The 12,205-nt window shown below is 64.0% G+C and carries 9 protein-coding genes and 2 pseudogenes; 4 read left to right on the top strand and 7 right to left on the bottom strand.

Annotated features, from left to right (window positions below; translation table 11 throughout):
• Window positions 1-16: 16 nt before the first annotated feature.
• Genes ABIC03_RS31975 through ABIC03_RS31955 form a run of 5 tightly spaced genes read right to left on the bottom strand, consistent with a single transcriptional unit; the run spans window position 17 to window position 4,361 of the window.
• A complete protein-coding gene (locus tag ABIC03_RS31975) occupies window positions 17-709 on the bottom strand; it encodes an AprI/Inh family metalloprotease inhibitor (protein ID WP_354064015.1) in 693 nt (230 codons plus the stop codon).
• Window positions 709-1,698: a 2-hydroxyacid dehydrogenase gene (locus ABIC03_RS31970; protein ID WP_275172926.1), complete on the bottom strand. Its 990-nt coding sequence runs from the start codon at window positions 1,696-1,698 to the stop codon at window positions 709-711. The genes ABIC03_RS31975 and ABIC03_RS31970 overlap by 1 nt, the downstream gene beginning before the upstream one ends.
• Window positions 1,698-2,516 carry an ABC transporter permease gene (locus ABIC03_RS31965; RefSeq protein WP_275172927.1) on the bottom strand — a complete coding sequence of 273 codons (819 nt, stop codon included), beginning with the start codon at window positions 2,514-2,516 and terminating at the stop codon, window positions 1,698-1,700. Before ABIC03_RS31965 ends, ABIC03_RS31970 begins: the two co-directional genes overlap by 1 nt.
• Window positions 2,513-3,328, bottom strand: coding sequence for an ABC transporter ATP-binding protein (locus tag ABIC03_RS31960; RefSeq protein ID WP_275172929.1), 816 nt, complete (start codon window positions 3,326-3,328; stop codon window positions 2,513-2,515). Before ABIC03_RS31960 ends, ABIC03_RS31965 begins: the two co-directional genes overlap by 4 nt.
• A gap of 10 nt (window positions 3,329-3,338) precedes the next feature.
• Window positions 3,339-4,361: an ABC transporter substrate-binding protein gene (locus ABIC03_RS31955; RefSeq protein ID WP_354064012.1), complete on the bottom strand. Its 1,023-nt coding sequence runs from the start codon at window positions 4,359-4,361 to the stop codon at window positions 3,339-3,341.
• A 138-nt stretch (window positions 4,362-4,499) separates the two neighbouring features.
• Between ABIC03_RS31955 and ABIC03_RS31950 the strand changes: the two genes are divergently transcribed.
• From ABIC03_RS31950 to ABIC03_RS31935, 4 genes and pseudogenes are all read left to right on the top strand, one after another.
• Entirely contained in the window at window positions 4,500-5,306 is an 807-nt protein-coding gene (locus ABIC03_RS31950) for a creatininase family protein (RefSeq protein WP_354064010.1), read from the top strand.
• 139 nt (window positions 5,307-5,445) lie between these two features.
• Complete coding sequence (locus ABIC03_RS31945; protein ID WP_007597808.1) at window positions 5,446-5,709, top strand: hypothetical protein; 264 nt, start codon at window positions 5,446-5,448, stop codon at window positions 5,707-5,709.
• A 211-nt stretch (window positions 5,710-5,920) separates the two neighbouring features.
• A pseudogene (locus tag ABIC03_RS31940) lies at window positions 5,921-6,753 on the top strand (DUF1194 domain-containing protein); the annotation flags it as partial.
• 530 nt (window positions 6,754-7,283) lie between these two features.
• Window positions 7,284-9,254 carry a carbohydrate porin gene (locus tag ABIC03_RS31935; RefSeq protein ID WP_354064154.1) on the top strand — a complete coding sequence of 657 codons (1,971 nt, stop codon included), beginning with the start codon at window positions 7,284-7,286 and terminating at the stop codon, window positions 9,252-9,254.
• A gap of 7 nt (window positions 9,255-9,261) precedes the next feature.
• Here the strand turns inward: ABIC03_RS31935 and ABIC03_RS31930 are convergent, their stop codons facing one another.
• Together ABIC03_RS31930 and ABIC03_RS31925 are read right to left on the bottom strand one after the other, a co-directional pair.
• Complete coding sequence (locus ABIC03_RS31930) at window positions 9,262-9,993, bottom strand: sulfite exporter TauE/SafE family protein (RefSeq protein ID WP_275168417.1); 732 nt, start codon at window positions 9,991-9,993, stop codon at window positions 9,262-9,264.
• 117 nt (window positions 9,994-10,110) lie between these two features.
• A pseudogene (locus tag ABIC03_RS31925) lies at window positions 10,111-12,185 on the bottom strand (methyl-accepting chemotaxis protein).
• Window positions 12,186-12,205: the final 20 nt, after the last annotated feature.

The raw sequence follows: 12,205 nt of genomic DNA, 5'->3' as shown, positions 1-12,205 counted from the left end.
TAGCGTTTCGCGGCGCCTACTGACGCAGCATGATCAGGGGATCGGCGGTATCGGGGACGCGCCGCCATTGCGCGTTGTCGTCGGCCTCGAACTGCCAGGCCTCGCCGGCCTTCGACAGCAGGATGATCTGGCCGCGCTCGAGCCGCCATTGCGTCGGGTTGAACTGCGCGATGGCCGCATCGCATTTCGGCTTGAGGAAGACCTGGAAATTGTCCGGCCCGGCTTCCGTGTTGGTCAGCGTCAGCCCGCAGACAGGCTGGCCGTTGCCCCGCACGATCGACCAGTCGCCGATCATCTGGTCCATCGACTTCGCCATCGAACGAGCGGCGGCGAGGTCCTGCAGGATGTAGACGCCCTCGCCTTGCCGCAGGCCCTCGAAGATGCCGGCCTCGACCTCGGTGAAATCGATCACGGCTTCACCGCTCGCATCCTGCAAGCGGACGATGTCGAGACCCCTGACGCTCCAGGCGACGATGTCCTTGGTGAAGGGCAGCGCGGCCTTGCAGGCCGGCTCCAGCTCGAGCTTGAAGCCTTGAGCAGCAGTGTCGGCCTTGAGCGTGACGACGCAGGTCTTGCTGCGCTCGGTGGTCGAGAGCTCCCACTGCCCGGGCATTTCCTTCTTCAGGGTCGTCGTATCCTGCGCCAACGCGAGGCCGATCGCGGCCAAGGAGGCCGCGACGGCGAATGCAACGACCCGAAGAGCTCCCATCAGCGTCCCTTGAACGGTGTTTCCGCAACCGGCGTCAATGGCGCCTTGCCGGCGAACCAGGACTTGAGATTGTCGACCACGAGCTGGTCCATCGCGTTGCGCGTCACCACCGAGGCCGAGCCGATATGCGGCAGCAGCACGACGTTCTGCATGGTCTTGAGCTCGTCCGGCACGTTCGGCTCGGCCGCGAACACGTCGAGACCTGCGGCAAGGATGGTGCCTGATTTCAGCGCCTGGACCAGCGCCGGTTCGTCGATCACCGAGCCGCGCGCGACGTTGACCAGCACACCGCGCGGGCCGAGCGCCTTCAGCACCTCGGCATTGATCATCTTGTTCGTGCTGGCGCCACCGGGCACGATCACCATCAGCGTGTCGACCGCCTTCGCCATCTCGATCAGGTCGGGGTAGTGCTTGTAGGAGACGTCCTTGGACGGATTGCGGGTGTGATAGACCACCGGCACCAGCGAGGCATCAAGCCGGCGCGCGATCGCCTGGCCGATCCGGCCCATGCCGACGATGCCGACTTTGCGATCGCGCAGCGAGCCGACGCTGAGCGGATAGTTCTGGGTCTGCCAGAGACCGGAGCGCACATAACGGTCGGCCTTGATGAACTCACGCACCGTGGAGATCAAAAGCCCCATCGCGACGTCGGCGACCTCTTCGGTCAGCACGTCGGGCGTATTGGTGACGATGATGTTGTGCTCGGCGGCGTATTTGGCGTCGACGTGGTCATAGCCGACGCCGAAGCTCGCCACCATCTCGATCTTGGGCAATTGCGACAGCGACTGCTTGTCGGCACGCACGGTGTGATAGGTCACCGCCACGCCGCGGATCTTTTCGCGAACCGCCGGCGTCAGCCGCTCGAGATCGCCCCGCGTCTCCGCCTTGTGCACGACGAAATGATCGGAAAACCCGTTCTCGAGGATCGGCCGGACCGGCCCATAAATCAGAAGGTCGATCTTTTCGGACGAAATCGAACCGGTGGTCATCAGTTGTCCTTTCCAAGCGCGCTCTCGTGCCAGCGCCGTAAAACGAGGTGGGAAACTAGCGCCAGCACCCCATAGATGACAATCCCGGCCAGCGACAACAGCAGCAGCGCTGCGAACATGCGGGGTATGTTCAAGCGGTAGCCTGATTCTGCGATCCTGTAGGCGAGCCCGGACCCGGCGCCGGCCGTTCCCGCCGCGATCTCGGCCACAACCGCGCCGATCAGCGACAGACCGCCGGCAATGCGCAGGCCACCGAGAATGTAAGGCAGCGCCGCCGGCAGCTTGAGAAAGCGCAGGGTCTGCTGCGGCGAGGCGCCATAGAGCTGGAACAGGCCTGCGAGGTTGCGATCGACCGAATTGAGCCCGAGCGTGGTGTTCGACAGCACCGGGAAAAAGGCCACGATGAAGGCACAGACTACGACCGCGGTCTGCTGCTCCAGATAGATCAGCAGCAGCGGCGCGATCGCGATGACAGGCGTAACCTGAAGCACCACGGCATAGGGGAATAGCGATGCTTCCACCCATTTGGACTGATTGAACAGCAGTGCCAGCGCGATGCCGCCGATGCTGGCCGCGACAAAACCTTCAAGCGTGGTCAGCAGTGTCGCGGCGAGCGATTGCGACAGCACCGCCCAATCCTTGATCAGCGTCAGGAAAATGACCGAGGGCGCCGGCAGCACGTAAGGCGGGATGTCCTTGATGCGGACCACGAGCTCCCAGGCGAGAAGTCCCGCCGCGAACACGATGACCGGCAGCACGAAGCGCAACGCGCGTTGCACGCCGGACCGCTTCGCTATGACGGCAGCTTGCGCATTCATAGCGTCGACTGCCCTGAATAGGACGGCGCCAGCGCGGCCGACACGCTCCGGCAGTAATCCGAATAGGCGGCGGAGGTACGAAACTCCTCGCCGCGCGGCTCGACCGTCTCGATGCGGATGTCGGCCTGGATGCGGCCCGGCCGCGCCGTCATGACCACCACACGCTGCGACAGATAGACGGATTCGAACACCGAATGCGTGACGAAGATGACGGTCTTGCCGAGCCTGCGCCACAGCGCGAGCAAATCGTTGTTGAGGCGGAAGCGCGTGATTTCGTCGAGTGCCGCGAATGGCTCATCCATCAGGAGGATATCAGGGTCGGTGACGAGCGCGCGCGCCAGCGACACCCGCATCTTCATGCCGCCGGAGAGCTCGCGCGGGAAAGCCTCGGCGAAATCGGCAAGCCCGACGCTTGCCAGCGCCTCGTCGGCTCGCCCGCGCGATTCCGCCTTCGGAACGCCCGCCAGCTTCAGCGGCAATCGCACGTTCTCGCGCACGCTGGTCCAGGGCATCAGGGTCGGTTCCTGAAATACGAAGCCGATGCCGTGACCTGGGCGCGGTGTGCCCTCGCGACGCGCCAGCCTTACGATTCCTGACGACGGCGCGCTGAGCTCGGCGATCAGCCGCAGCGCGGTGGATTTGCCGCAACCTGACGGCCCCAGCAACGAAATGAACTCGCCTCTGCGCACCGCAAGGTCGAGCGGGCCGAGCGCCACCACGCCGTTGTCATAGGTCTTCGTCACGCCGCGCAGGCTGACAGCCAGGGCCGTCAGGCCGGTCTCGACCCCCGTCAACGTTTTGACTGATGACATCGCCCTTGCGCTACGGCTTGCTCGGGCGCAGCTCAGCGCCGACGCCCTTGTTGACGAAGCGCAGCGTATAGGATTTGCGAAAATCGAGGTCTGCCTTCACGACGCCTGCCTTCACCATCTTGTTGAAGAAGGAGGTGTAGCGCTCGTCGCTCATCGCGCCGATGCCGTTCTTCAGCGAATCGCCGGAATCGACGATGCCGTATTCCTTCATCTTAGCGACGGAATAGGCGAGCAGCTCGTCGGTCATCTCCGGATTGAGCTTCTTGATCATGGCGTTGCCCGCGGAATTGTCGCGGTAGATGTAATTATACCAGCCGACCATGGAGGCATCGACGAAGCGCTGCACCAGGTCGGGCTTCTTCTCGACCACGTCGCGGCGGCTCTCGATCAGGGTCGAATAGGTGTTGAAGCCGTAATCGGCGAGCAGCAACACGTTGGGCTTGAAGCCGGCGGCCTTCTCGACCGCGAAGGGCTCCGAGGTGACGTAACCCTGCATCGCACTCTTGGGATTGGCGATGAAGGGTTGCGGATTGAAATTATAGGGGCGAACGTTCTTCTCGCTGAAACCGTACTCGGACTTCAGCCACTGGAAATAGCTGGTCATGCCCTCCTTGGAGACAAACAGCGTCAGCGGCTTGAGGTCCTCGATCTTGGTGACCTTGGCATCGGGCTGCGTCAGCATCACCTGCGGATCCTTCTGGAAGACCGCGGCGATCGTGACGACCGGGACGCTGTTGGCGACCGCGTCGAACGACATCAGCGTGTTCGCGGCCATGAAGAAATCGATCTTGCCGGCGATCAGCAGCATCCGGTTGTTCTCGTTGGGCCCGCCGGGGACGATGGTGACGTCGAGGCCGTATTTCTTGTAAGTGCCGTCGGCGACGGCCTGGAAAAAGCCGCCGTGCTCGGCCTCGGCGACCCAATTGGTGCCGAACATGACCTTGTCCAGGGTCTCGGCGCGCGCCGGGACGACCGAAACGAGAGCGGCCATCAGGCCCGCCGTTAAGGCTCGCCGCAGATGAGAGGGGCTCATGATGGGACTCCGTCGATCGCTGCTGGCCGATGTCTAATCAACGCGATAGAACCGCAAGACATTCGGGGACGCGAGCCGGTCTGGCCCGCGTCCCCTGATAACCTAAATTACGCAACAAATTCGGGCAAAGAAACTTTGATGACGCCTTCCCGCGACTGGACCGAGATCCGCTGGGCCGACGCCAGCCCAGCCGAGGTTTCGCGCTGGATCGCAGTGCTGCCGCTGGCGGCGACCGAGCAGCACGGCCCGCATCTGCCGCTCGAGACTGACGTGCTGATCGCCGACGCCTATCTGGCGCGGGTGCGCGAGCTCCTGCCCGAGAGCGCTCCGGCCAGTTTCCTGCCCGTTGAACCGATCGGGATTTCCACCGAGCATATCGACTATCCGGGCACGCAGACGCTGCCGACCGACATCGCGTTGAAAAAATGGACCGCGATCGGCGAAGACATCGCGCGCCGCGGATTGAAGAAGCTCGTCATCATCACCAGCCATGGCGGCAACAGCGCGGCGATGATGCTGATCGCGCAGGATCTTCGCGCACATCAGAAGCTGTTCGTGGTGACGACGTCGTGGTCGCGGCTGTCGGGGGCGGACAGCCTGTTCCCAGCCGACGAAGTACGGCACGGCATCCACGGCGGTGCAGTCGAGACCTCGATCATGCTGGCCCGCTATCCCGATCAGGTGCGCGTTGATGCGATCGCGGATTTTCCCGCGAGCAGCATCGCGATGGAGCAGCAATATCGCTGGCTGTCGACGCAGCGACCCGCACCGTTCGCCTGGCAGGCGCAGGATCTCAACCCAAGCGGCGCCGTCGGAAATGCGACGCTGGCCGTGGCCGCGAAGGGCGAGCAGCTGATCGACCAGGGCGCCCGCGCCTTTTGCGACCTGCTTGCCGAGGTTGATAACTTCGACGTGAACAGGCTCGCCAAAGGCCCGCTCGGCTAGCGTCTATCCTCCTGGAATCATTCTGAAAAGAGCCAGACTCGACCTCCGCTTTTGCCGGTTTCGAACCGGACGCGCGGAGCCTCCGTCCAACTCGGTACGCGGGCCACAACGGACCGCCTCAACCCGGATGGAGTTTCACATGTCGATCAAGACCAAGATTTTCGCAGTTGCCCTCACCGCGCTCACCCTGACCGGCAGCGTCGTCGCCACCACCTCGCAGGCGCAAGCCAAGCCGCTCGGCTGGGGCGTCGGCGTCGGCCTGGGCATTGCCACCGCTGCCGTCGTCGGCTCCGCGATCGCCGCCAGCAACGACCCCTATTACAACGGCTATCACCGCTGCGGCTGGGCCGCCCAGTACAACGCCTTTGGCCAGTACGTCGGCCGCGTTCGTACCTGCTTCTGATTTGAGTCCCTGAGGCCGATCTCACGTGGATCCTGCGTCCGACACGGGCGCCTCATCCACCCCGTGTCGTGCCCCGACCCCGCCCGGATGTCCCCCCGGGCGGGGTCAACCGTTTTAGCGCCAGGACCGCTCTGCTACGGCTTGGCCCAGACTGCCCTTCCGATTGCACGTTTCGCGTGTCAGAATGTGAATGGGTAGCTGGAGGGCGAGCGTGAATTGGCGGGTCTTGGTTGGATCGATCCTGATTGCGATCCTGACATCGACGCAAGCATCTTCCGAGACGGCGCCGCAGGCGCATGGAGTGCCTCCGGGCGACAGCCGGCCCGCCGTGGACGTCGAACTCGTCATCGCGGTCGATATTTCCTACTCCATGGAAATGGAAGACCTGGCAGCTCAACGGGACGGCTTTTCCAAGGCCATCGCCTCGCGGGAATTTCTTCAGGCGTTGCGGGCCGGCCCAATCGGCAAGATCGCGCTGAGCTATTTCGAATGGTCAGCCACGAACGACCAGAAGATAGTCGTCCCCTGGCGACAGATCGACGGACCGGAAGCGGCCAACGCTTTCGCAGACGAACTGATGAAGGCACCAATCCTCCGCGGGTCGCGCACGTCGATTTCGAGCGCGATCAAGTTCGCCATGCCGCTGTTCGAGCAGAACCCATACCGTGGCTCGCGCCAGATCATCGACATTTCGGGCGACGGTCCCAACAACGTCGGCGATCCCGTCGACACAGCGCGTAAAATAGCGTTGCAGAAGGGCATCTCATCACCGGCTTGCCGATCTTGATCAATGGGACGCCGAACGGGACGACCGATATCAGTCATATCGAGCAAATCGACTGGTACTACGAGGATTGCGTCATCGGCGGACCAGGCTCTTTCGTCGTGCCGATCACCGATCGCGAAAATCTCAACGAGGCGATCCGGACCAAGCTGGCGCTCGAGGTCGCAGGCCTCACTCCGAAACGATCGACTGTCCCGTCTGTCGACAAGGAGCCGCGGGTTCTCTGCACGATCGGCGAGAAGCTTTGGCAGGAGCGGTGGAATACGATCGTTCCGGCAAGCAAGGATACGAGCAGTCCGCCCATCAAGGATGCCTCCTCGCTCGACAAGCAAATGAGCAAGGACGACGCGATGCTCAACAAGAAGATCAAGGGCATCTGCCGCGGCTGCTAGCAGTCTGATCGTTAGCCGGCAAGCGACCGCCGACCTTTCCGGCTTCTCGCATTTGTCTGCCCTGGATATGTCTCCAACCAGGACCCAGCCCCCTATTCCCAGGCCCAGATTTCTCGCCTCCCGGTCAAACCGATGTTGCAGTCCCGTCACACCGAGGTGGGAACCATCCTCTGCGGCAATCCGCATCAGTTGCTATTGCGAATTAATCGCAATAAGGTTCGCAACAGGCTCAGGGGCTTGGGAAGAAGTCGCGCCGGATCGAGATCATCTCGTTCGATCGCGGAGCATCCAAGCCTGATGACAGGGTCGCCGCGAATCGGCAGGGATAGTGCGGCGAGTGGACACATTCGCGTTTGGGGGCGTGCGTTTTGACGTTGAGGGGTCACCGTTACAGGTATTTGCGGACGGCCGCGGCGATTGCCTCGGGCGTATTGGCTTTTCCCGCCGCCAGCCGCGCGGCCGATCTGCCGCTGAAGGCGCCTGCGCTCAAAGCGGTCTACGACTGGACCGGCCTCTATATCGGTGCGCATGCCGGCTACAGCCTCGGCTCGTCGCGCTTTGCGCTGAACGACGGCACGGGAATCAACGACAGCGGCGTCTTCAGCGGCATGATCGGCGGCGTGCAGGCCGGCTACAATTACCGGCTCAATTCCGGTTGGCTTGTCGGCGTCGAAGGCGATTTTTCGTTTCCGAACTACATCGCCTCGAACTCGATCGTTTCCTTCCTGGCGACACCCGCCAACACCGTCACGCAGCAATGGGACTACACCGCGAGCCTGCGCGGCCGAGTCGGCTACACCAGCGGTCCCTGGCTGGTCTATGCCACCGGCGGCTTCGCGTGGATGGGCGAGCGCTATTTCGACACGCCGGCCTCCGGCGCCGAAGTCCCGAAGATCCTGAACACGCGCCCCGGCTGGACCGCGGGCGCCGGCGTCGAATACGGCTTCGCGCCGCATTGGAGCGCACGGGTCGAATATCTCTACAGCCGCTTCGACGGCGCCAATGTCGCCTTCTCCACAGGCGCCGAATACAATTCGTCGTCTCTCGACTTGCAGTCGATTCGGCTCGGCCTCAACCGCAAGGTCGATTGGCCGGGCATGGCGAGCTATAACCCGAAGAGCTCCCTGATCGACACGGAGTCGGATCGCTGGGAGATCCACGGCCAGAGCACGTATCTACCGCAAGGCTACCCGTCGTTCCCCGCCCTCTACACCGGGCCGAATTCGCTCTCGCCATCAAGGCAGGCCAAGGCGACCTGGAGCAACAGTCTGTTCCTGAACGCGCGGCTCTGGGACGGCGGCGAGGTCTATTACAATCCCGAACTGCTGCAGGGATTTGGATTGAACGACACGGTCGGCGCGGCCGGTTTCCCCAACGGCGAAGCGCAGAAGTCGAACTTCCCCTATCCGCACTACAACACATCGCGCCTGTTCGTGCGCCAGACATTCGGCTTTGGCGGCGAGCAGGAAGAGCTTGCGAGCGGCCAGTTGCAGCTCGGACAGAAGGTCGACGTATCCAGGCTCACGGTGCAGGCCGGCAAATTCCCGGTGGTCGACGTGTTCGACGGCAACGCCTACGCCAAGGACACCCGCAAGGACTTCATGAACTGGTCGCTGTGGGCGCCAGGCGCCTTCGACTATTCCGCCGACAAGGTCGGCCTCACCTACGGCGTCACCGCCGAGCTGAACCAGAAGCAGTGGGCGTTGCGCGGCGGCTACTTCCTGATGGTCGCCGAGTCCAATTCGAATCATTTCGACACCAGGGTCGGCGAGCGCGGCCAGTACGTGCTCGAGCTCGAAACGCGCTTCTCGCTGCTCGGCCAACCCGGCAAGCTCAGGACCATAGGCTGGCTCGACAGCGCCAACATGGGCAGCTTCCGCGAGACGCTGGACAATCCCGCGCTCAACCTCGACATCGCACAGACCCGGCGCGGCCGTCTGAAGTATGGCTACGTGCTCAACCTCGAGCAGGCGATCACCGAGGATGTCGGTCTGTTCAGCCGTTGGAGCTGGAACGACGGCAAGACGGAGACGCTAGCCTTCACCGACATTCACCGCAGCCTGTCCGCGGGATTGTCGATCAAGGGCACGAAATGGGGCCGGCCCGATGACGTGATCGGCGTCGGTGGCGCCGTCAACGCCATCTCGCAGGATTATCGCGACTTCCTGGCTGCCGGTGGCCTTGGCGTTCTCATCGGCGATGGCGCGCTCAACTACCGCCGCGAGCGCATCCTCGAAACCTATTACGCCTACGCGCTGAACAAGAGTCTCACCCTCACCGCCGACTACCAGCTCATCGTCAACCCCGCCTACAACGCCGACCGCGGCCCAGTCTCGGTATTCTCCGGCCGGCTCCACGGCGAGTTCTGAGCCCGCTTCAGAACAACAGCGCGACGCCCGAGACGAACAGCAGCGCGAGCACGATCTTGCGGAACGTGGCCTCGTCGATGCGGCCGAACAGTTTCAGCCCGAGCCACGTTCCCGCAAGGAGAAACGGCAGGCCGAGCGCGAACAGCTTTGCGGTCTCCAGCGTGAACGAACCTTTGGCGCCCAGCAGCAGCGCCGCAATGGCAAACACCACGACCGCGACCGGTTGGAACGTGGCGCGCTGAACATCCTTGGGCAGGCCGCGCAGATTGCACCAGATGGTGATGATGATGCCGGCGAGGCCGGTCAGGCCGCCGAGCAGGCCGTTGACGAAACCGATCGTCATGTCGGCGGCCGGCGGCACGATGGTCGCGACCTTGAGCTGCGGCCTAAAGAACGCGTAGAGGCTGTAGACAATCAGGATCGCCCCAACCGCGATGCGGACGCTCTTTGGATCGGCCGAGGTCAGCAGTGACACGCCGAACGGCACGCCCAGGAGGGCACCGATCATGAAGGGCCACAGCCGGCGCCAGTCGAGCGCGCTGCGCAGCTTCCAGACCGAGTAGCCCTGCACCAGGAGGCCGAAGCCGACGATCAGGCTGGCGCTTTGAAGCGGCGTCAGCACGTAAAGCCACAGCGATGCCGCGACGAGGCCGAAGGCAAAGCCGGAGAGGCCGGCGACGAATGCGCCGGCGAAGGTGGCCAACAGGAAAAGCGGTAGCTCGATCGTGATCCCGTCCATTGCTCGCTCCAAACATCAGCGAGCAGCGCTTGCGTGGGATCACCACTTCACGGGGAGGCTGCGACATCCCCGGTGGCGCGAGCCTAGGTGAAGCCGCTTCCCTCCACAATGACCTTGTTACGCGGCCCGGATCGCGTCCAGGAACTTTCCGACCTCGACCTTGAGACGGCTGCTCTCGCCGGACAGCGACTTCGCTGACGCGAGCACGGTGGAGGAGGCCGATCCGGTCTGGCTCGCGCCGCGCTGCACGTCGACGATGCTGGCGGAGACCTGCTGGGTGCCGCGTGCCGCCTGCTGCACGTTGCGGGAAATCTCCCGCGTCGCCGCGCCCTGCTCCTCGACCGCAGACGCGATCGCCGATGCGATCTCCGACATGCGGGTGATGGTGTCGCCGATCGACTTGATGGCGCCGACCGAATCCTCCGTCGCACTCTGGATACCCGTGATCTGCTGGCTGATCTCGCCGGTGGCCTTGGCGGTCTGCTCGGCCAGCGCCTTGACCTCGGAGGCGACCACGGCGAAGCCGCGCCCGGCCTCGCCGGCGCGCCGCCTCGATCGTTGCATTGAGCGCCAGAAGATTGGTTTGACCCGCGATCTGGCTAATGAGCTCGACCACGTCGCCGATCCGGCCAGCAGCCTTGGCGAGCTCGCCGACATAGTCGTTGGTCCGCGCTGCCTGCTGCACCGCTTCGCTAGCCACGCGCGCGGAGTCCTGGACCTGCCGGCCGATCTCGTCGACCGAGGACGCCATTTCCTCCGCGGCCGCGGCAACGGTCTGCACGTTGCTGGAGGCCTGCTCGGAGGCGGCCGCGACGGTCGCGGTGACCTTTTCCGATTGATCGGCGGTGCTCGTCAGCGTTCCCGCCGACACTTCCAGCTCCGACGATGCCGACGACACGGTGTTGATGACGTCGCCGATCAACGCTTCGAAATCGCGCGCGATCTGGTCCATGCGCTGGCTGCGCCGGAGTTTCGCCTCGGCTTCGACCGCGGCGGCCTCGTCGGCGGCCTTCTTGGCAGAGAGCGAGTCCTTGAAGTGCTGGAGCGAGCCCGCCACCTGGCTGATCTCGTCATTGCGGCCCGTCACGGGGATCTCGACCTCGTGCCGTCCGGCGGCAAGCGTTGCGATCACGTCCGCGAGCCGGCTCAGCGGCGTCACCACGCGCCGGCGCAGCATCATGGTCACACCACCGAGCGTCCCCAGCAACGCCAGCACCGCCACGCCCGCGAGCGCGAACATCGCCAGCGCGCCGTCGCGCGCGGCCGAGGCACGCTCGGCCGCTTCGGCCAGCGCGGCATCGCGCACGCCGTAGAACATCTGGATGGCGGGTACGATGACGCTGGCCAGCTCTTCGGCGTTGATGCCGTACTTGCCGTCGCCACGTGCCGCAGGCATTTCCTTGTCCACGACGAGCGCTGCCTTTCCGAAATAGGAATCCGTCGCCGCCTTCAGCGCGCTGGCGATGCGGGGCGGGCTTCCGAGCTGGTCGATGCCGGCCTCGATGCGCTCGCGGTCGGCCTCGACGCGCCCCTGCATACGATCCATCAGCGAGAATTCGGTCGCCGTGAGCGGACGGCGTGCGCTCAGCGCCGGCGACAGCGTGGCGGCGCGGCTGCCGGCCGAGACGCGCAGATCCTGCGCCGTTCGCGCCAGGCCCAACAGCGCCGCAAGCGAGGAATCGGCATTGATGACCTTCGCTTCGAGCCGGTTCATGATCGGCTCGATATTGCCGATGACCTCGGCAACGCCCGGAAGGAAGCCCTTGATCGCAGCGCTGTCGCGTGTTGCCAGCGGAACGCTCATCGCGCGATCTGCCGCCGTGGTGATATCCCTGAGCCGCCGCGCGGTACGGTCCAGGTTTTCGATCATCGCTCCGGAATCATCCAGCACCATGATGGCGCGCCTTGCCCCCTCGAATGCGGCATCGGCCGCTTTCGCGGCCTTCGCGGCGCCTTCGATCTGGGCCTGCGTCGCAGGGTTCTCCTGGAAAATCGGGGAGATGTAGGGGGCACGAAGGCTAGCAATCTGCTGACTGACCATCAGGGTCGCACCAAAGGCGTCGACCGTCTTGATCGCATCGGAGCGGTTCGCGAAGATGCGCGCCTGGGGTATGAGCACCTCGGCGCCAAGGATGACTGCAAAAACCGTCACCGTCAGCATCGACAGCGCCAAAGAGCTTCCCGATCCGCATCTGATCCCCCGAATACATTC

Source organism: Bradyrhizobium sp. RT6a, from assembly GCF_040547675.1.
Lineage (GTDB): Bacteria > Pseudomonadota > Alphaproteobacteria > Rhizobiales > Xanthobacteraceae > Bradyrhizobium.
Note: the sequence above shows the minus strand (reverse complement) of the source record. Positions and strands in the feature narration are given on the sequence as shown.